Source organism: Streptomyces sp. NPDC087310 (assembly GCF_044744405.1).
Classification (GTDB): Bacteria; Actinomycetota; Actinomycetes; order Streptomycetales; family Streptomycetaceae; genus Streptomyces.
This window is the reverse complement of the sequence record NZ_JBIUYF010000001.1, coordinates 1,141,389-1,159,813: the sequence shown is the minus strand read 5'-3', so window position 1 is coordinate 1,159,813 and position 18,425 is coordinate 1,141,389. Positions and strand designations below refer to the sequence as shown.

18 protein-coding genes and 2 tRNA genes are annotated in these 18,425 nt (G+C 71.6%); 3 read left to right on the top strand and 17 right to left on the bottom strand.

From position 1 onward, the window contains the following. Nucleotides 1–82: 82 nt before the first annotated feature. Entirely contained in the window at nt 83–2,023 is a 1,941-nt protein-coding gene (locus ACIO3P_RS04685) for a WD40 repeat domain-containing protein (protein ID WP_401855011.1), read from the bottom strand. A gap of 225 nt (nt 2,024–2,248) precedes the next feature. Then, nucleotides 2,249–2,749 (bottom strand): hypothetical protein, encoded by a 501-nt coding sequence (locus ACIO3P_RS04680; RefSeq protein WP_329827024.1) that lies wholly within the window; start codon nt 2,747–2,749, stop codon nt 2,249–2,251. 190 nt (nt 2,750–2,939) lie between these two features. Between ACIO3P_RS04680 and ACIO3P_RS04675 the strand changes: the two genes are divergently transcribed. Beyond that, a complete protein-coding gene (locus ACIO3P_RS04675) occupies nt 2,940–3,503 on the top strand; it encodes a flavoprotein (protein ID WP_329827026.1) in 564 nt (187 codons plus the stop codon). Here the strand turns inward: ACIO3P_RS04675 and ACIO3P_RS04670 are convergent. Beyond that, a complete protein-coding gene (locus tag ACIO3P_RS04670) occupies nt 3,490–4,218 on the bottom strand; it encodes a GDSL-type esterase/lipase family protein (protein ID WP_329827027.1) in 729 nt (242 codons plus the stop codon). The genes ACIO3P_RS04675 and ACIO3P_RS04670 overlap by 14 nt on opposite strands. A 193-nt stretch (nt 4,219–4,411) precedes the next feature. Here ACIO3P_RS04670 and ACIO3P_RS04665 point away from each other — a divergent pair. Continuing rightward, nucleotides 4,412–4,498: transfer RNA gene (locus ACIO3P_RS04665), tRNA-OTHER, on the top strand. A 105-nt stretch (nt 4,499–4,603) separates the two neighbouring features. Here the strand turns inward: ACIO3P_RS04665 and ACIO3P_RS04660 are convergent. From ACIO3P_RS04660 to ACIO3P_RS04620, 9 genes are all read right to left on the bottom strand, one after another. Next, entirely contained in the window at nt 4,604–5,011 is a 408-nt protein-coding gene (locus tag ACIO3P_RS04660; RefSeq protein ID WP_329827028.1) for a hypothetical protein, read from the bottom strand. A 34-nt stretch (nt 5,012–5,045) separates the two neighbouring features. Beyond that, entirely contained in the window at nt 5,046–6,485 is a 1,440-nt protein-coding gene (locus ACIO3P_RS04655) for an NAD(P)/FAD-dependent oxidoreductase (protein ID WP_401855007.1), read from the bottom strand. Next, nucleotides 6,482–7,057: a flavin reductase family protein gene (locus ACIO3P_RS04650; protein ID WP_329827031.1), complete on the bottom strand. Its 576-nt coding sequence runs from the start codon at nt 7,055–7,057 to the stop codon at nt 6,482–6,484. The genes ACIO3P_RS04655 and ACIO3P_RS04650 overlap by 4 nt, the downstream gene beginning before the upstream one ends. A gap of 52 nt (nt 7,058–7,109) precedes the next feature. Continuing rightward, the gene (locus ACIO3P_RS04645; protein WP_329827032.1) at nt 7,110–7,634 is read right to left on the bottom strand and encodes an SRPBCC family protein; all 525 of its coding nucleotides are present in this window, start codon (nt 7,632–7,634) and stop codon (nt 7,110–7,112) included. After that, entirely contained in the window at nt 7,631–10,069 is a 2,439-nt protein-coding gene (locus ACIO3P_RS04640; RefSeq protein ID WP_401855004.1) for an MMPL family transporter, read from the bottom strand. Before ACIO3P_RS04640 ends, ACIO3P_RS04645 begins: the two co-directional genes overlap by 4 nt. Next, on the bottom strand, nt 10,066–11,085 hold the full coding sequence (locus tag ACIO3P_RS04635; RefSeq protein ID WP_329827034.1) for a hypothetical protein: 1,020 nt from the start codon (nt 11,083–11,085) through the stop codon (nt 10,066–10,068). Before ACIO3P_RS04635 ends, ACIO3P_RS04640 begins: the two co-directional genes overlap by 4 nt. Before the next feature lie 48 nt (nt 11,086–11,133). After that, the gene (locus ACIO3P_RS04630; RefSeq protein WP_329827035.1) at nt 11,134–12,573 is read right to left on the bottom strand and encodes a cytochrome P450; all 1,440 of its coding nucleotides are present in this window, start codon (nt 12,571–12,573) and stop codon (nt 11,134–11,136) included. A gap of 17 nt (nt 12,574–12,590) precedes the next feature. Then, entirely contained in the window at nt 12,591–13,271 is a 681-nt protein-coding gene (locus ACIO3P_RS04625) for a methyltransferase domain-containing protein (protein WP_329827036.1), read from the bottom strand. A gap of 211 nt (nt 13,272–13,482) precedes the next feature. After that, nucleotides 13,483–13,569, bottom strand: a tRNA-OTHER gene (locus ACIO3P_RS04620). 103 nt (nt 13,570–13,672) lie between these two features. Here ACIO3P_RS04620 and ACIO3P_RS04615 point away from each other — a divergent pair. Further along, complete coding sequence (locus ACIO3P_RS04615; protein WP_401855001.1) at nt 13,673–14,527, top strand: GDSL-type esterase/lipase family protein; 855 nt, start codon at nt 13,673–13,675, stop codon at nt 14,525–14,527. Here ACIO3P_RS04615 and ACIO3P_RS04610 read toward each other — a convergent pair. The 5 genes from ACIO3P_RS04610 to ACIO3P_RS04590 form a co-directional block, all read right to left on the bottom strand. Next, nucleotides 14,514–15,764 carry a beta-ketoacyl-[acyl-carrier-protein] synthase family protein gene (locus ACIO3P_RS04610; protein WP_401854999.1) on the bottom strand — a complete coding sequence of 417 codons (1,251 nt, stop codon included), beginning with the start codon at nt 15,762–15,764 and terminating at the stop codon, nt 14,514–14,516. The genes ACIO3P_RS04615 and ACIO3P_RS04610 overlap by 14 nt on opposite strands. Then, nucleotides 15,764–16,003, bottom strand: coding sequence for a phosphopantetheine-binding protein (locus ACIO3P_RS04605; RefSeq protein WP_329827039.1), 240 nt, complete (start codon nt 16,001–16,003; stop codon nt 15,764–15,766). The genes ACIO3P_RS04610 and ACIO3P_RS04605 overlap by 1 nt, the downstream gene beginning before the upstream one ends. Nucleotides 16,004–16,070: 67 nt before the next feature. After that, nucleotides 16,071–16,577 (bottom strand): hypothetical protein, encoded by a 507-nt coding sequence (locus tag ACIO3P_RS04600; RefSeq protein ID WP_329827040.1) that lies wholly within the window; start codon nt 16,575–16,577, stop codon nt 16,071–16,073. Continuing rightward, nucleotides 16,577–17,092 (bottom strand): SRPBCC family protein, encoded by a 516-nt coding sequence (locus tag ACIO3P_RS04595; RefSeq protein WP_329827041.1) that lies wholly within the window; start codon nt 17,090–17,092, stop codon nt 16,577–16,579. Before ACIO3P_RS04595 ends, ACIO3P_RS04600 begins: the two co-directional genes overlap by 1 nt. Next, nucleotides 17,085–18,413: an aminotransferase class III-fold pyridoxal phosphate-dependent enzyme gene (locus tag ACIO3P_RS04590; protein ID WP_329827042.1), complete on the bottom strand. Its 1,329-nt coding sequence runs from the start codon at nt 18,411–18,413 to the stop codon at nt 17,085–17,087. Before ACIO3P_RS04590 ends, ACIO3P_RS04595 begins: the two co-directional genes overlap by 8 nt. Between the last annotated feature and the right edge of the window lie 12 nt (nt 18,414–18,425).

Genomic DNA, 18,425 nt, shown 5'->3' with positions numbered 1-18,425 from the left:
TCCCTCTCCGGGCGGTCGGTCGCTGGGGGCATCGGGCGTACGGTCACCCGCGCGGTCGGTCGCGCGGTCGGTCGGCGGTGCCTCACCGGTCGTGGATCCGCAGGTCGAGGACGGCGGGGCGCCGGGGCAGCCAGTGGTCGCGCACCTTGACGAGCCGGAGCTTCTTCGGGCGCCGGTCGATCCGGTAGAGCGACAGCAGCCCCGTACGGCAGCCGACGAGGAGGTACGGGGTGCCGTCGGCGCCGTGCAGCAGCGACAGCGCCTTGGGGTAGTCGGGCAGGTCCTCGAAGAGCCCGAGGAACGCGCCGGTGGTGTAGTCGTAGGCGGCGAGCTGCATCCCGTACGAGCTGGCGATCACCAGGCCGTCCCCGACGACGGCGTTCTCGACGGTGTTGGAGAGCAGCTTGAGCCAGCGGGCCACGACGCCCTCGCCGACGACGAGTTCCTTCACCCCGCCGTCGCCGGTGAGATAGGCCCGGCCGCTCTGGATCCAGAGCCGCTTGGGGTACTCGCCCTGGTCGAACCGCCACCGTACGGACGCGTCCGCCCGGTCGAGTACGACGATCACCCCGTTCCTGGTGACCAGGAGGCGGTCGCCGTCCGGCAGATAGACCGCGGCCCAGACCGGCAGCCCGTCCACGGCGAAGGTGTCGAGCACGCGCCCGTCGGCGGTGTCCAGCTCGACGGCGCCCGCGTTGGTGGCGACCAGGGCCCGCGCGCCGTCCGGACCGACAGCGACCGTGTGGGGAAGGGCGGGCAGCTCCACGCTCCACCGCAGCACGGGACCCGGTCCGTCGCCGTCGCCCTCGCCGTCCGTGCCGTCGCGGTCGGTACGGAAAACACGGTGGTCGCGGGTGATACCGAGCCACCCGGACCTCCCCGCGGACCGTACCGGGGCCACCCGGCGGGTGAACCCGAAACCGGTGGTGTGCTCCGCCTCCACCCGCGTCATCGGCCCGCCCGCCGAGTCCCGTACGCGGACGACGGTGACGCCGGTGTCCGTGGCGCAGTACAGGGTGCCGGGGTCCTCGGGCGACGGCTGGATGTCCCACACGGCCTGCCGGGGGAAGCCCATGGCCCGTACGAAGGTTCCGTCGGCGTCGAGCTGGACGATCTCGCCGTCCTGGCAGAGCACGTACACCTGGCCGTCGTCCGCGGAGACGGTCAGATCGGAGAGCTGGTGCGAGAACCCGGTCACGGTGCGGGTGACGCGCAGGGCGCGCTCCGTGTTGTCGAAGATGTGGAGCTCACCGTCGAAGCCGCCCGCGTACGCCCGGAGATGGTCGGGGGAGAAGGTGACGAACTCGACGTCGTCGCGGGCGAAGAGGCACTCGTCCTCCTTCTCGCCCGACGCGCTGACGACCACGACCCCGTTGGCGATGTCGGCGTTCTCGCCCGCGCCGAAGTCCTGGGTGGCCCAGAACCGGTCGTGACGGGCGTCGTACCGCACCCGGTGGATGTTGCCGTCGTCCAGCTTCACCCGGTCGGGGAAGTCGGCGTCGCCGTCGAACGACCCGAACCGGAGGTTCCCCTTCTTGTCGGAGACGGCGTGCCGGGTGGGATGTTCGGTGCAGGCCCACTCCATCGGGCTCGTACCGCAGATGTTGGGGCGGATCTCCAGCACCTGGAACGTGTGCAGATCCACCACGAGCATCTGCCGGTGGTAGCCGCTGGAGACGAAGACCTTGCCCTTCCAGATGCCGATGCCCCGTGAACTTACGGGGGACGGACGCTCGTTGGGGATGAGCAGGGACGGGTCGCAGACGCTCGCGGGGTCGAGCCGGTCCACCAGTTCCAGTGTGTCGAGCGGCCAGCGGAACAGCGCGCCCATCCGGTCCTTGCCGATCACCCAGCCGTCGGCGACGGCCAGCCCGTAGAGCGGCCTGCCCTGCGGGACGAAGGGGGACGACCTGACGACCCGCAACTGCGCGTCGAGCAGATGGACCCGCCCGTGGGTGTCGGAGGCGAGAAGGCCCTCGCCGTCCACGTGCACGATTCTGACGATGCGGTCTGCCGGCTTCACGATGACGGTTCCCTGGAGTCGGGGCTGACGGTCGGTGGTGTGAGGTGAGGGGGGGAGGGCGAGGGTGAGGGCCGGCGCGGACCCGGCCGGCGGACGGTGGGGGAGCGCTGCCGACCGGGGGTGGTACGCCGCTTGCCTGCCTTCGGGCCTACGCGGCGGGCCTACGTGTCGGCCCTATGTGTCGGGCCACGCGTCGGGCCTACGCGTCAGGCCCACGTGTCGGGCCTACTTGTTGGGCTCTACGCCCTCACGGCCGCCGTCGTCGTCCTCATCGTCATCGTCGTCGGCGTCATCGATGTCGTCGTCATCGTCGTCCGTGCACGTGTCGTCGTCGAAGGTGCTGCCACCGGCGATGGCGGGATCGGCGGCGGTCTCCTGGACCACCCGGGTCAGGGCGTCCACCGAAGCCCCCCGCGTACTGCTCCCGTTGACGAAGACGACCTTCCAGACGGCGCGCCCGGCCTCCTCCTCCAGTCCGACCCCGGTCACACGCCCGCCCCCCACCTCCCGCAGCACCAGGTCAGCCGCCTGGGCGGCGTTCTTCACCTGAGGGGACGAGACCTGCCCGGTGTCCTGGGACCCGCTCGACAGGGTCTGGCTCTCACCGCTCTGCGCGGCACTTCCGGAACCACCGCCTCCGGCCACCTCCTCTCCCGCGACGGCCAGCCCCGTACCACCGATCGCCAGACCACCGAGGGCCACCACAGCAACCAAGGATTTCCGCATTGCCTGTACCTCCTGCATATCGGGTGCTCCCGACCGGTATAGAAGCCGCGAGAACCCCGTGACCAGGGCGTTGTCCGAGTCTTGTCCGCCTCCTGTCGGATTCCTGCCCGAGCCTTCACCTAGCGCCGACAGGCCCTGGCGCGGACAGGCCCTAGGGTCGTCTTCCGTCACTCGTCCCTGAAGGAGGCCCATGGGAGCCAGGAAGCCGTTCCTGTACGTCGTCGTCTGCGCGGCCGGGATCGCGTCGGAGGCGGGTACGCTCATCGGCGCCGCGCAGGAGGAGGGGTACGACGTCGGGGTGGTGGCGACCCCGCAGGCGCTCGGGTTCCTGGACCGGGGCGCGGTCGAGGCCGCGACCGGGTTTCCGATCCGGTCGGCCTGGCGTCTGCCCGGGGAGCCCCGGCCGCTGCCGCCGCCGGACGCGATCGCCGTGGCGCCGGCGACCTTCAACACCGTCAACAAGTGGGCCGCCGGCATCTCCGACACGCTGGCCGTGGGCATCCTCTGCGAGGCGTACGGCTTCGGCATCCCGACGGCCGTCCTGCCCTATCTGAACACGGCGCAGGCCGCGCATCCCGCGTACCGGCGCAGCCTCGACCGGTTGCGGGAGATGGGGGTGCTGATCAGCGGCTACCGGCCCCATCCGCCGGAACAGGCCGGGCAGGCCGGGCAGGCCGAAGAAGCAGGGCCAGCGGACACGTTCCGCTGGGAGGAGGCGCTGGAACTGCTCGCCCCCGTGGTCAAGGGGCGCTGACGGGGCGGGTCGCCCTCAGGTGGTCCCCGAGCGTACGGACCACCGCGGCGGCCATGACGGCCTGGCCGCGGCCGTTCTGGACGAGGCCGTCCTCGCTCCACATCTCTTCGCGCGCGGCCGGATGCCGGGCGGCCAGGTCCACGTACAGCGCGCCGTGGCGCAGGGCCAGGGTCGCGCACGCGTCCGACTGTGCGCGCTGACGGGTCCGCAGCACCTTCTCGCCGAGCAGCCGCGCTCCGGGCGACCGCGTCAGGTCGAAGGGCGTCACCAGCACCACGTCGTAGCCGTGTTCGCGCAGCGGAGCGACGACGCGGACCACCTCCGTCCGGAGCGCGTTCGCGTCGAACGCCGGGTGCAGCACATCGTGTCCGGCCAACTGGACCACCGCCAGATCGCCGCCGAACGCGAGCGCCCGGGGGAGCTGCCGGGAGCGGACCGCGGCGACGCTCTGCTCCCGTCCGCCGAGCAGGCTGAGGCAGGCGAGCCGGGGCTCCACCACGCGCAGGGCGTCAGCGACCCGGTCGTACCAGGGCGCGCGGTCGTAGCCGTCGACCCGTTCCACGCGCCGGGGCGCCCTGCCGTCGCCGAGCACCACGAGCCGGCGCCAGGGCAACCCGCTCAGCAGCCGGGCGGCCTCGCCGTCCCGCAGGCAGCCGGGGTCGTCCGCCTCGCGGGCGGCGGTTAAGGACAGGTTCACCACGGGGTCTCTTCGCACGGGTCTCTCCTCTTCACAGGTCCACAGGTCCACAAGTCCGCAGGTCACAGGTCCACGGATGCGTACGGGGCGCGGCCGGGACGCACCCCTCCCGGGACGCGTCGCCATCTCAGGGCCGTCTCAGCGAAATATCAGGCCGGTCCAGCAGAATCATCAGCACGGCGGGACGGTCCCAGACCCCCTCCCACCGTGAGGAGAGGTACCCGAAGCGGCCCAACGGGGTTCCGAGGCAACTCGGATCGGGTGAAAGCCTTCGCAGGTTCGAATCCTGCCCTCTCCGCACCACGCGCCCCCGGCGGCTCCTGTGAGGTGGAGCCGCCGGGGGCGCGGTCCTGCCGGTGAAAAGCACCGGCGACGACGCGCGTGACCGACAACGCGCCTGGTGTCAGGCTTTCTTGCGCAGGACCAGGACCGCCGCCACCACCAGCAGCGCGAACGCGGCGATGTCGATACGCGCCACGCGCATGTTCGCGTCGTTGAGCCCCGACGTCGTGTACGCGAGCAGCAGGAACGTCCCCATGCTGACCGCGCCGGCGGTGAGCGCGGGCACCCGGAGCGACCGGATGAACGCCGCGCAGAGCAGCCCGATTCCGACGAGCCCCAGCAGCACGGCGCGGTGCCGCAGCAGCACCGTCAGATCGGCGGAGTCGGCGCCGGCGATCGACACCCCGTACGCCGTCGTGATCTGCGACGGCGCGACCGCGACGAAGCCGGGCACGAGGTTGATCGCACCGACGACGACGAAGAGTGCGGTGGTGAGTCGGTCGGTCCACATGATGTCTTGTCCGTTCATGGATGTATGGATAGGGAAGGGATGGGGGACCGCTTCACGGGGTACGCCGGGCCGCCCGGTCCAGGCTGTTGAGATAGGCCCGCAGGAGCCCCCTGGCCGGGCGGGCCGTGAGCGGGACCCGGGGAGCCTGGTCGCGGTGCCACGGGTAGCTGACCGGTCCGTGGGCCGCCGAGGGGTCCTCGACGAGGGAGTGCGCGACATGCGCCCCGTGGGCCACCGACATGGCCAGGCCGTGGCCGCAGCAGCCGCCGATGTACCAGATGTCCGGGTGGCCGCCCACATGCCCGACCACCGGAAGGTCGTCCAGGGTCATGCCGATCTGCCCCGACCAGCGGTGACTGACCGGGACATCGGCGAGGCTGGGGTGCAGCAGGCGCAGCCGCTCCTCCAGCCAGCTCCAGGTGGCGGTGCGCAGCGCCGCGGCCCGGTCGGGGCTCAGCCCCGGCAGGTGGACGGCCCTGCCACCGCCCACCACCAGGCGCCCGTCGTGGCTGAGGCGGAAGTACGGGGCCAGGGACATGGCGTTCACGACGGCGGTGCCGGTGGCGCCGCCCAGCGCCGCGCGGGCCTCGGCGCCGAGCGGGTCGGTGGCGACGGCGTGCACCTGAAGGGGGAGGACCGTGCCGACGGGCAGGCCGAGCGACCCGGCCGCCGCGTTGACGGCCAGGACCGTCTTGCGGGCCCGCAACGTACCGCTCGGGAAGAGCAGTTCGGTGGGGGCGGCCCCGCTGCCGGGACGCAGACCGCGCAGCGGGCTGTCGTCGTGGAAGCGGACGCCCTTCGCGGCGCAGGCCGCCGCCAGCGCGCCGCTCAGCGCGGCGGGGTTCAGGGTGGCGGCGGAGCGGTAGAGCAGCCCCGCGTGGTACGGGACGTCGACGCGCTCGCGGATGGCGGCGGCCGACAGTACGGGGACGTCCAGGCCCAGCGCCCGGTACGTCTCGGCCTGCCGCGCGAGGGAGGCCAGCCCGTCAGCGCCGCGGGTCGCCACGATCTGCTCCCCGGCGCGCAGCCCGCACGGCGCGCCCAACTCCTCGGTGAGCGCGACGACCCGCTCCACCGCGGCGACGGAGGCCAGATACATGCGCCGTGCCGTGGAGGGGCCGAAGGTGCGGGCGGCCCGGTCGATGGCCGGACCGACCCGGGGGCCGAGGAGGCCGGTGCCCCGGCCGCTGGCGCCGGCCGCCGGATGGCGGGCGTCCACGACGACGATGTCCAGCGAGGGATCGCGTTCGATCAGGTGGTAGGCGGTGGACAGGCCGGCCAGACCGGCCCCGACCACCGCGACGTCGGCGGTGAGCCCGCCGGAGATCCGCGGGGCGGGGGCGGCCGTGGTGGCTCTGCCGGGGGCGTCCCCCGGGGAGTCACCGGGCGCCCAGCACGGCTCCCCCCTGACCGAGTCCCGCTCCGAATCTCGATCCGAGGCCCGATCCGAGTCCCGTTCCGAGGCCGCCGCCGAGACCTCACGGGCCGTCATCGCGCCGCCCCGTCCTTCAGGGTGTGGAATCCGCGGTCGTGCCAGATCAGGGGCCGCCCCTCGGCCATGTGCAGGGCGGCGACCCGCCCGACGACCAGACAGTGGTCGCCGTACGCGCGTACCTCCTCCGTCACACAGATCGACCAGGCGAAGGTGTCCGCGAGCACGGGGACGCCCAGCACCTCCTCGTACGACTCGGTGGCGAAGCGCTCGGCGGGGGTGGCGGTGGAGAACAGCCGCGCCCGGCTTCCCTGGTCCTCGTTCAGCAGGTGCACCGCGAAGGAGGAACCCGGCGTCATCGCGGCGAGCGTACGCGAGGAGTGGGACAGGCAGACGAGCAGCAGCGGCGGGTCGGCCGAGAGCGAGGTGACGGTCGAGACGGTCGTCCCCACCGGACCGTCGTCCGAGGGCGCCGTGACCACGGCTATGCCGGAGGCGAGGCTGGCGTAGAAGTCCAGGCAGAGTTCGGCGCCGGGAACGGACGGTCGGTCCACCTCCGGCATCTGGTCCACCTTCGGCATCCGGTCGACTTCCGGCCCGCCGGTACGCGCACCGGTGATGACGTGGGGCATGGTGGGGCTCCTTCCTGTCCGGGTGTCTGGTTTCTCTCGTGAGGGACGGGATCTACCGCCCGGACTCCAGGGCGTCGCGCAGTGCGACGAGAGTCGTGCGCATGGTCGCCCGGTTGCGGGCCCTGCGGCGTACGACGCCGGTCACCAGCGGGGTGACGGCGGTGAGTGCCATGCCGAACGGGCCGGCCCGGCGGTCCCGCCACTCCTCCGTGACCTCGCATCCCTCGGGCAGCGGCGAGAAGCGGTACGACCAGCCGGCCACCTGGATACCGAGGAAGCTCACATGGAACGTGAAGGCGCGGCCCGGATCGGCCTCGACCACCCGGCACAGCGTGGGCCACGGCAGCCAGCGGGCGCGGTTGCGTCCGATGAACCGCATGCCCGTTCTGGCCGGGCCGCCCCGTCCGATGATCCACGCCCCGCGGCACTCGGGGCTCCACTCGCCCATCCGTGCCACATCGCTGACCGCCGTGTAGGCGGTCTCCGGGGAGACCCGGATGACGATGGTCTCGGATATCCGTGAGGGGGTGTCGGGTTCCCCCGGCACTGCGGCGGTCCGGTCGGTGTGGTCGGTCACTTGGGGGCCGTCCTTTGCATGCTGTCCGTACGTTCGGGGTGTACGGGTCCGGTTGAGTCGGCCAGGGCGCCGGGTCCGGCCCGGCCGCCGGCCGGCACCCGTTTGCGGCCCGGCATCCACCAGTTCACCCGGCTCATCAGACGCATGGACGCCGGGACGATCAGGAGCCGGATGACGGTCGCGTCGAGCGCGATCGCGAGGGCCATGCCGAGGCCCAGTTGCTGGATGGGCAGGATGCCGGCGAACGCGAAGGCCGCGAACACCGCGACCATGAGGACGGCGGCGCCGGAGATCAGCGGCATCGTGGCGGACATGCCGCGCGCCACGCTGCCGATGTCGTCCCCGGTGGCGACGTAGTCCTCGCGGACCCGGCTGAGCAGGAAGACCTCGTAGTCCGTGCTGAGGCTGAAGAGCAGGGTGACCAGCAGGACGGGGACGAAGTTGGTGAGGTGGCCGTCCACGTCGAAGCCGAACAGCGCGCTGCCCAGGCCGTCCTGGAAGATCAGCACCAGCACACCGTAGGTGGCGCCCACGGAGAGCAGGTTCATCGCGATGGCCTTGAGCGGCAGGAACACCGAGCGGAAGGTGAAGAGCAGCAGCAGGTAGATGACGGCGAGCATGGTCGCGATGACCGGGACGAGTCCGTCCTCGATCACCTTGTTCGCGTCGACGCCCTCCGCGGTCTCCCCGCCGACGTCGACCGTCCACCCCGCGCCGCCGGCCACGAAGCCCGCGGCCTCGGCGCGTACGGCGACGAGCAGGTCCTGCGCCGCGTCGGAGGAGGCGGTGTCGTCCCCCACGACCTCGATGAGCGCGGTCCTGCCATCGCCGGAGACGAAGTAGTCGACGGTGGCGCGCGCGTCCCCGGGCAGCCGGTCCTTCGCGTCCAGGGCAGCGAACGGCCGGTCCCGGCCGGCCTGGCGGAGCGTGCCGACCGCCGAGTCGGTCCGTACCACCCCGGGCAGGGCGGTGATCGCGTCGTGGAAGCGCAGCAGACGGTCGGTGTCCGCGTCGGGCCGCTCCTGGAGCGGTACGCGGGACGAGACGACCACCTGGAGGGGCGCGGCGCCGCCCACCCCGAACTCGTCCCTGATCGTGTCGTACCCCTGGCGTACCGCCGCGTCCGTGGGCACGACCCGGGCGTCCGGGGTGAAGGTCTCCAGGCGCAGGGCGGGCAGGGCGAGCGCGGCCAGCGCGGCGACGCCGACCACCAGGAACAGCGCCGGGCGGCGCATGACCGCGTGGGTCATGGCGACCCAACGGCCCCCGCCCTCCCCGGAGTCTCCGGTACGGCGGCCGAGGCGGCCCCACTCGATCCGGCCGCCCAGCAGATGCAGCAGCACGGGCAGGAGCAGCACACTGGTCAGCACGGAGAAGGCGACCACGACCACGGCACCCAGGGCCATCGACTGGATGACGCCCAGATCCACCAGGAAGAGCGTGGACATGGCGGCCACGATGGTGAATCCGGAGGCCACCACGGTCTCGCCGGAGGTGCGCAGCGTACGGGCGAGCGCGCGCTCGGTGTCCTTCCGGGAGACCGGCCCTTCCCCGGCGCGCAGTTCGCTCTTGAACCGCATGATCATGAAGAGCGAGTAGTCGACGCCCACGCCGAGACCGAGCATGGTGGCCGCGTTCTGCACGAACACCGACAGCTCGGTCCGCCGGGCGACCAGGGCGAGCACCGCCAGGGCGAAGACCACCGAGGTGACGCCGACCAGCAGGGCGGCGAGCGCGGCGGCCACACTGCGGAAGAGCAGCAGGAGGACCAGCAGGATCAGCGGCAGGGTGATCAGTTCGGCGATGAGCAGCCCGCGTTCGCTGAGATGGTTCACCTCGCCCCACAGCGCGGCCTGGCTCACCAGGGAGACCTGGAGGCCCCGCGGCTCGTAACTCCGGCTGAGCCCGTCCTGGATGTCGGGCAGCAGCCGGCGCGCGGTGCCGTCGTCCAACTCGGAACCGACCCGGACCAGGGCGGTACGGCCGTCCTCGCCGAGGAAGGCGGAGCGCGCCCGCTCACCGGCGAGGGTGGTGTAGCCGTACGCGCCCGTGGTCCTGAGTCCTTCGTCACGGAGCACGGCCTCGGCCGCTTCCCGTACCCGGGTGTCGAAGGCGGGATCGCCGGCCCGGTGCCGGGTGTCCTTGACCACCAGGGTCAGTGAGGTCGCGCCGCGCCCCTCGAAGCCGTCCGTGAGCCGCTCGGCGGCGACGGCGGAGCCGGAGCCCGGTACGTACCATCCGCCGCCGCTGAGCAGACCCGGCAGCGGGGCCGCCTGCCAGCCGGCGACGCCGAGCAGCAGCAGCCACAGGACGGCGAGCGGCCACCGGTGACGGCCGGTCAGACGGGACAGGCCGGTCGGTAACCGGGACTCGCCGCGGCCCGCGGGCCGCGACGAACGCACCGGCCCGCTCGAAGGGGCGCGACGTTCACTCATGCGCGGATCGCGATTCCGTGTTCGCGGTCGTCGGTCAGGATCTCCATCAGCGCGCGGTTGCTCGTGGTGAGCCGCTGGATCTTGCGCGTCGCCTTGTTGAGGATCTCCAGCTCACACCGGCCGATCTTGGTGTTCAGGCAGTGCTTGATGCCGCCCGGCGGGTTGTAGTAGTTGAGGCCGACGAAGTCCTCGGGGGCGGCGGTGAAGCGGCCCCGGACGGCGACGGTCTCGTCGGAGCTGGCGAAGTCCCAGTAGAAGTACCCGAAGTCGGCCTTGGCCTTGAGCGCCTGGCGGGGGGCGGACAGGTTGTACTCGCGGTCGTCGTGGCGGAGCACCAGGAAGGTGATCTTCGGTGTCTTGACCGGGCCGACCAGCCGCGTCGTACCGGTGACGATCTCCAGGAAGCTGTCCGGGTGGTCGTCGAACCCGGCCACCTGGCCGAAGGCGTAGTGATCGGTGTGCCGGCTGCCCCAGTTGTGGTTCTGGCTGCCGGTCCAGCCGTCGACGTCGATGGTCTCGCCGTCGACCGTGAGCTTGCCGCTGTAGCTGGCCAGCGGGATCCCGACCAGGCTCTTGGCCTTGGGGAATCCGGTGGTGTACATGGACGGCGGCAGCAGGAGCAGCGGCGGCTCCGAGCCCTCGTACGTCAGGTCCCAGCCGATGCGGCCGTTGGTGCCTACGGCCTCGCCCTTCAGGCTGCCCGGCTCCAGGACGCGGTCGTTCACGCGCGCGCCGAAGGAGTCGGTGCTGAAGTGGCAGTCGGAGATCGGGTACTCCTCCTTGGCCACGACATGACGGCCGGTCGTGCCGTCGAAGTAGATGGCCCACAGTTCGCCGATGGCGGCGTCGGGCATGCCGGCCGGACTGAAGATCGTGTACCGAATCCAGAAGGCTTTGGGCTCTGTCGGGTGGTTGCCCCGCTGGTAGAAGCTCTCGTAGTGGCCGGCTTCCTGGCCCGGACGGTACTGAGTCCAGTTCAGGCGCTCCGCGTCCGCTGTGCTGGGGTCGTAGTTCATCGGGTCCGTCTTCCCATCCGATACCGGTACTGGTTCTGCTGTTACGTCCTACGGGGCGCCGGGTGCTCCCGCCGCTCCCGTACGCGCGTGCGCGGTCATGTCCATTCCGTAGCGGGGCCGCAGCGTGATCGACGCCTGGTTGACGACCCGGTGCGCGGGCACGTGCCGGAACTCGTACCGCCGTACCAGGGCGGCGAGCAGGAGATGTGCCTCCATCAGCGCGAAGTGCTTGCCGATGCACAGGTGGGGACCGGCGCCGAACGGCATGTGCGCGAAGCGGTGGCGGCCCTTCTTGCCCTCGGCGGAGAAGCGGTCGGGGTCGAAGCGCTCCGGATCGTCCCAGTGCCGCTCGTGGCGGTGGATGTTGTAGAGGTTCACCAGCAGCCTCGACCCGGCCGGCACGGTGTGGCCCCCGAGCACGGTGTCCTTGAGCACCAGCCGGGGCACGATCGGCGCCGACGGGTAGAGCCGCAGCGCCTCCTCGAAGACCTGGAGGGCGTACGGCATGGCCGCCAGGTCCTCCATGGTGGGCATCCGGTCGCCGAGGACCTCGTCCACCTCCTCCTGCACCCGGCGCAGCGCGGCGCGGTTGCCGGAGAGCAGGTAGAAGGCCCAGGTGAGGGTGATGGCGGTGGTCTCGTGCCCGGCGCCGAAGGTGGTGATGACCTCGTCCCGCACCTGACGGTCGCTCATGCCCTCGCCGGTGTCGGCGTCCCGTACGTCGAGCATCATGTCGAGCAGGTCGGGCGGGCCGTCCCCGCGGGAGACACCGTCGGCGGCGGCCTTGCGGCGCTCCTCGATGATCCCGTACGTCATGTCGTCGATCCCCTTCATGACCGCCTGGAAACGGCGGTTGCGGGGGGTCGGCCAGTCCGTCGGCGGACTGAACGGGTTCTGGAGGCGGTCGAAGGCGTAGTTGATGGCGACGTCGACGGCCTCCGGGCTGATGCCGTCCCTCGTCTGCTCGACATCGGTGGAGAACATGCACCGGCTGACGATGTCGAGGGTGACCCGCATCATCTCCGCGTGGACGTCCACCACATCGCCGCTCCGGTACGAAGCGGCCATGTGGGCGACCTGGTTCTCCGTCGACTCCGACATCGACTCGAACATGCGGGCGATGGCCTGCTTGGTGTAGATCGGCTGCATCATGCGCCGGTTGCGCATCCAGCTCTCGTGGTCGTCGCTGGTGAGCAGGCCCTCACCTAGGATCAGCCGGAGCGGGTTGTCCGGGCCGAGCTTGCCGTACGTCGCGCTGTCGGTCAGCACCTCGCCGGCCAGCTCCGGGCTGGAGACGCCGTGCACGACGACGGGACCGAGCCGGTAGCGGACCAGATCCCCGTGGTCGCGCCAGCCCTGGTGCATGGCGTCCAGGATGTCCTTGCGGAAGTCCAGGACGCTGCCCAGCACGGGCAGGCTGCGCGCCTCCGGCGCGGCGGGGGCCACTCCGGTGCGGACAGGAGCGGCGGTGTCGTGGGTTGCCGTCATGGCGGGCTCCCTCCCCTTCACTTCCGGGCCAGGGCGCAGACCCAGCCGAACGAGCGGAGCGGCTCCGCGACGAACCGGGCGTCCTGGAAACCGGCCTTGCCCAGCATCTCCACCAGATCGGCCCCCGAGAGGATCCGCAGACCCTCCCGCTCGGAGCGCTCGGTGAACCGCTTCCCGAGAAGACGCTGCTTCGTCGTGGGGGTGTCGGACGCCTCCCGGCTCATCTCCAGGGTGATCGCCACCTGCCCGCCGGGCTTGAGGACCCGGTACGCCTCGCTGAGCCCGCGCATCGGGTCGGGCCAGAAGTAGAACGTCTCGATGGCGCTCACCTGGTCGAAGGACTCGTCCCCGTAGGGCAGTTCGCCCGCGTCGCCCTGCTTGAACTCCACCCGCCCCGCGGCCACACCGTCGACATTGCGCCGTACGGACTGACGGACCATCTCCTCGGAGTAGTCCACTCCGGCGACGAAGCCCTGAGTCGCCTTCTCCGACAGCAGCTTGGCGGCCATACCGCCGCCGCAGCCGATGTCCAGGACACGCTGCGAGCGCCGTACCTCCATGTGTTCGATCGCCCACACGGTGAGCGTACGGTGCTGCTTCGCCATCACGTGGCCGATCAGCCGACCGGCGCGCCCGTTCGGCTGCTTGAAGTTGTTCTCCACCAACTCCAGCGGGCCCTTGAGCAGTTTGTCGATCATCCGGACTTCCCTTCGCGGTTCGCAACGTCTCGGGTGGTGCCACAGAACGGGCCCACTACCCCGGAGGGCGGGCCCGGCAACTTCCGGGAATGGGTGTACGGGCCAACGCGCGCGCACGGTGCGCGGCGCCGTTGCCCCGGCTGTCTGGCTGCCCTGGGCGAGCTCCCCGCACGGGCGGGGGCTGCGTCGCTCCACGGCGTCGGATGGTCGGCGGAGAGGGCAGGATTCGAACCTGCGGGGGCTTGCGCCCGATCCGGGTTGCCCCGGAACCCCGTTGGACCACTTCGGGTACCTCTCCCTGCCTCGGGGGCGGATCGATCACCGCTCCCGCTGCACCGCCGATGCTGCCGCAGCGTTCTGAGATCACGCTGAGATCTTCCTGAGACCGGCCGCCGGGTGGAGTGGATCCGATCCCGGCCGGGCAGCAAGGAAGGGTCCGGAGGGAGGACAACGACATCGAGACCAGCACCAGGACCAGCACCAGGACCAGCACTGGGACCAGCACCAGCACCGGGAACGACATCCACGACCCGACCGCACGGCGACCGTCCCCCGTCGGCGAGGCCGCCGACCCGCACTGCCTGCGGCCCGGCGAGGCACGGAGCCTCCTCGCCGGAGCGCCGTGGCGCCGTCTGGTGGTGCTGGGGGACCTCGCGGTCGAACGGGCCGCGGAGCCGGTCGAGGGATACGGTCCCGGGCCCTGGTACGACCGGGTCGCGACCGCCCTGGACGAGGCCGCCCAGGACGTCGCGTACCTCAACCTCCTCGGCCGGCGGGAGCCACGCGTCGCGCAGGTGCGCTCCGGGCAGCTCCCGGCCGCCCTCGCCTTCCGGGGCGATCTCGCGCTGGTGTGCTGCGGTACCGCGTACACACCGGACGAGACCTTCGGCAGATACGGGCTGACGGCGGAGCTGGTACGGATCGTCACACCGCTGCGCGACGCAGGGCACGATGTCGTGCTGCTCGGCTCCCATCCGCTGGCCGCCTGGCCCGGACTGCCGGACGGCCGCCGCGAACGGGTGGCCGAACAGCAGAACCGGGTCTCCGAGCAGGCCAGGGCGGTCGCCCTGCGGCACGGCACGTTGTACGTCGAACCCCCGCCCCGCCGCCCCGGCACCGAGGCGGCGGCCGTGTGGAGCCGCGACCGGCCCCGGCCCAACAGCCGGGGCCACGCGGCCCTGGCCGCCGCCGTGGTGCGCGCCCTCGGCACGCGGCCGGGGGCCGCGGCCGGGCGCGAACCGGTCAGGCCGCCGTGAAGAGCAGTACGGCATTCTGACCGCCGAATCCGAACGAGTTGCTGACGGCCACCTCGGCGCGCAGATCACGCCCGGCCTTGAACACCATGTCGATCTCCAGCTCCGGATCCAGGCTCTCCAGATTGGCGGTCGGCGGGATGTGGCCCTCCTCCAGCGTGAGCGCCGTCGCCACCGCCTCGATGGCCCCCGCGGCGGCCAGCGAGTGGCCCACCACCCCCTTGACGGAGGTGACGGCGGGCCGTTCCCCGAGCACCCGGCGGATCGTCCGGGCCTCGGTGGCGTCGTTCAGCAGCGTCGCGGTGCCGTGCGCGTTGACGTGGTCCACCTCGTCGGGGCCGACACCGGCGTCGCGCAGTGCGGCGCGCAGGGCGAGTTCGGCGCCCCGGCCGTTCGGGTCGGGGGCGGTCGCGTGGTACGCGTCGGCGGAGGCGCCGTAACCGCTCACCATGGCCCGGATCCTGGCGCCCCGCGCCCGCGCGTCCTCGGCCCGTTCCAGGACGAGGACGGCGGCGCCCTCGGCGGCCACGAAGCCGCTCCGGTCGGCGTCGAAGGGCCGGGAGGTGGTGGACAGGTCGTCGCGGCGGTCGGCCAGGGCGCGCATCTGGCTGAACCCCGAGATCAGCGAGGGGACCAGCGGTGCCTCGGTGCCCCCGGTGATCACCACGTCGCAGACGCCGCTGCGCAGCAGTTCACGCGCCATGCCCACCGCCGTGGTGCCCGAGGCGCAGGCCGTCGCCGTCACCAGGCTGGGGCCCAGGGCGCCGAACATCATGGACACGTATCCGGCGCACATGTTGGGCGACAGCATGGGGACGAGCAGCGGGGAGACCTTGCGGGGCCCCTTCTCCAGCAGCACGCTGTGCTGCTTCTCCCAGGTCGCTGCGCCGCCGATACCGTTGCCGAGGATCACCCCGACCCGGGTGGCGTCCCAGGAGTCCCGGTCCAGGCCGGAGTTGGCGACGGCCTCGTGGGCGGCGACCATCGCGAGCTGGCTGCTGCGGTCCAGCCGCCACACTTGCTTGCGCTCGATCAGCTCGCTGGGGTCGAAGTCGGTCACGGCGCAGCCGAAGTCGGCGGGCAGTCCGGCCGGCATGGGCAGGTCGGAGGCCGCCGTACCGGCGCCGGCGCGGATCCGCTCCCAGCTCCGCTCCACCCCGACGCCGGCGGCGGTGACCATGCCGATGCCGGTGATCGCCGCGTCGAACGGGGCAGGGTCGGTCGTCGGTCGGCGGCTCATCAGACGGTGGCCAGTTTGCCGGAGATGATCTCTGCGGCCTGTCCGACGGTCGAGTCGGGGCCCAGCTCGCTGTCGTCGATCGGTACGTCGAACTCCTCCTGCGCGGCGACGGAGAGCTCCACGAGGGCGAGGGAGTCGAGTTCGAGGCCGCTGAGGGTGCTGGTCGGCGCGATGGAGTCGGCGTCCAGGCCGAAGGTGCTGGTGAGCAGTTCCACCAGGCGCTTGTAGACGTCTTCCATGAGAGGTTCCTTCCGTCAGGCGGTCGTCGGTGTGTGCCGGCGTGCCGGCGCGGTGCCGGTGGGCCCGTCAGCTTCCCTGCGGCTGCCCGGCGGCGGCGGTCACTCCGCCGGCCGGTTCGGGGTGCGTGGCGGGCGTGGCGGCGAACTGGTCGGTGAAACGGGAGTACGCGGGATGGGCCACCGGTTCGAAGTCCAGCGCGAACGGCTTCAGGAAGTTGCCGAACAGCGCGCGGTCCCCGAACAGATGGATCGGGATGACCAGCAGCGCCCACTCGGGGCCCCACAGCCAGATCCACGCGAGCACCACGAGCGTCTGGGTGGCCAGGCTGTGCATCACGTTGTACGCGACGTAGTAACCCCGGTGGATCCGCTTCGTCTTCGAGCGGTGGTACGCGATGGCCCCGGGGATGTAGCCGATGAGGTCGATGTAGACGAACAGCGCGATCGCCGGGATCCACCTGACCTCGCCGATGTTCGCGAAGAAGAAGGCCACGGCGATGACCAGACCGAGCCCGTACTCCAGCCGGATCAGCCGGTACGTGGTCTGCGTCTCGAAGAGGTTCTTCCCGTCCATCAGCGCGCCCCGGACACGGCGGTGGCCGGCGCCCCCGTCACCTCGGCGACGGCGCGGGCGACCGCCTCGTCGCCGACCACGGAGGCGTTGCCGCCGAAGATGCTGATGACGACCCGGGCGATGGTCTCCTTGAAGACCCGCTCCGCGACCGGGTCCAGGATGCCCGCGAGGCTGGGGATGCCGAAGTCGAACTCGGCGCTGAAGTCGACCAGGCAGTCCTGGCCGTCCGCGGTGAGCCGCCACACGCCGGCGAACTCGGCGAAGTCACCGTCGATCTGCTCGAAGGTGATGGTCAGGTTCTCCCGGTCGAACAGGTCGGTCTCGCTCCAGCTCAGGATGCCGTTGCGGAAGTAGACGTCCCAGTCGCTGACCTCTTCCGTCCCGTTCACCTGGCGGGACGTCACGGAGCGGATGACCTCGGACAGTTCGGCGTACCGGTTGAAGGCGCCGACCCGCTCGTACGCCGCCGCCGCGTCGACGTCATGGACACGGATGATCACTTGAACGCTACGCATGGATGTTGCCGCCTTCTGCTGTGGGTGCGTACCGGGCGCCCTGCGCGCGGCACGCGCGGTCGACCGCCTCGTAGAAGAAGTCCAGGTCGGCCCTGGTCAGCACCGCGGGAGGGGTGAAGCGCAGGACGAGGTGCGAGTTGAGCGAGTGGTTGGCGATGACGCCGTTCATGATCAGCTCGATGAGCAGATCGCCCGCCGGGCCCGGATCGGTGAACTCGATCCCGAGCAGCAGCCCCTGGCCCCGCACCTCACGCACGGCGGCGCCGTAGTGCGACCTGACGATACGGTCCAGCTCCGGCAGGATCTCGGCGCCCAGATCGCGGGAGCGGGCCACGAGGTCGTCCTCGTGCATCGCCGCGAGCGATCCGCGTACGGCGGCCATCGCCAGCGGGGCGCCGGAGAACGTGGACGTGTGCAGATACGGGTCCCGGTCGAAGGCGCCGAACGCCTCCCGGGTGGCGACGACGGCCGACACCGGGACGACGCCCCCGCTGAGCCCCTTGCCGACGAGCAGGATGTCGGGGGAGATGCCCTCACGGTCCGCGCCCCACCAGGTGCCCAGCCGGCCCAGACCGGTCTGGATCTCGTCCAGGACGAGGTAGGCCCCGTACCGGTCGCACAGGTCGCGCACCGCGCGCAGATAGCCCTGCGGCGGGATCACCACACCGGCCTCGCCCTGCACCGGCTCGATGAAGACGCACGCCTCGCCGGGGGCCGCCGCCAGCAGCGGTTCGAGGGCGGCGGCGTCGCCGAACGGGACATGGCTGGTCTCGGGAAGCAGCGGCCGGAACGGGTCCTGGAAGACGCTCTTGCCGGTGAGGCTGAGCGCGCCCATGGTCTTGCCGTGGTAGCCGTTCTCCGTGGCGATCAGCCGGTGGCGGCCCCGGGTGCGGGCCAGCTTGATCGCCGTCTCGACGGCCTCCGCGCCCGAGCCGGCGAAGTGCACCCGCTCCAGACCGGCCGGCGCGACCGCCACCAGGGCGTCGGCGGCCAGGGCGACCTGGGGTTCGAGGAAGAGGCGGGTGGCCACGGGGTGGGTGGCCAACTGCTCGGCGACATGGCGGATGACGGTGGGGTGCCGGGCGCCGGACAGGAAGACGCCGTAACCACCGCAGTTCAGGAAGGTCCTGCCCTCCGAGGTGGTGACCCAGGCGCCCTGAGAGGCCACCTCGATGTGTCCGCCGAACAGTTCGCCGAGCGTCGCCCGGCCCTTGCTCAGACGGGCCCGGTAGAGCTTCCCCAGCTCCTCACGTCCGAGGACGGACGGGGTGGCGGGGGAGGCCGGGGGCAGGGTCGACGGAAGCGTGGGTGTCGTTGTCATGGATCTCCCTCA

Coding starts and splice junctions, on each gene's coding strand:
- ACIO3P_RS04680 (WP_329827024.1), bottom strand. CDS start 2,749: ATGCGGAAATCCTTGGTTGCTGTGGTGGCCCTCGGTGGTCTGGCGATC.
- ACIO3P_RS04675 (WP_329827026.1), top strand. CDS start 2,940: ATGGGAGCCAGGAAGCCGTTCCTGTACGTCGTCGTCTGCGCGGCCGGG.
- ACIO3P_RS04660 (WP_329827028.1), bottom strand. CDS start 5,011: ATGAACGGACAAGACATCATGTGGACCGACCGACTCACCACCGCACTC.
- ACIO3P_RS04655 (WP_401855007.1), bottom strand. CDS start 6,485: ATGACGGCCCGTGAGGTCTCGGCGGCGGCCTCGGAACGGGACTCGGAT.
- ACIO3P_RS04650 (WP_329827031.1), bottom strand. CDS start 7,057: ATGCCCCACGTCATCACCGGTGCGCGTACCGGCGGGCCGGAAGTCGAC.
- ACIO3P_RS04640 (WP_401855004.1), bottom strand. CDS start 10,069: ATGAGTGAACGTCGCGCCCCTTCGAGCGGGCCGGTGCGTTCGTCGCGG.
- ACIO3P_RS04635 (WP_329827034.1), bottom strand. CDS start 11,085: ATGAACTACGACCCCAGCACAGCGGACGCGGAGCGCCTGAACTGGACT.
- ACIO3P_RS04630 (WP_329827035.1), bottom strand. CDS start 12,573: ATGACGGCAACCCACGACACCGCCGCTCCTGTCCGCACCGGAGTGGCC.
- ACIO3P_RS04625 (WP_329827036.1), bottom strand. CDS start 13,271: ATGATCGACAAACTGCTCAAGGGCCCGCTGGAGTTGGTGGAGAACAAC.
- ACIO3P_RS04610 (WP_401854999.1), bottom strand. CDS start 15,764: ATGAGCCGCCGACCGACGACCGACCCTGCCCCGTTCGACGCGGCGATC.
- ACIO3P_RS04605 (WP_329827039.1), bottom strand. CDS start 16,003: ATGGAAGACGTCTACAAGCGCCTGGTGGAACTGCTCACCAGCACCTTC.
- ACIO3P_RS04600 (WP_329827040.1), bottom strand. CDS start 16,577: ATGGACGGGAAGAACCTCTTCGAGACGCAGACCACGTACCGGCTGATC.
- ACIO3P_RS04595 (WP_329827041.1), bottom strand. CDS start 17,092: ATGCGTAGCGTTCAAGTGATCATCCGTGTCCATGACGTCGACGCGGCG.
- ACIO3P_RS04590 (WP_329827042.1), bottom strand. CDS start 18,413: ATGACAACGACACCCACGCTTCCGTCGACCCTGCCCCCGGCCTCCCCC.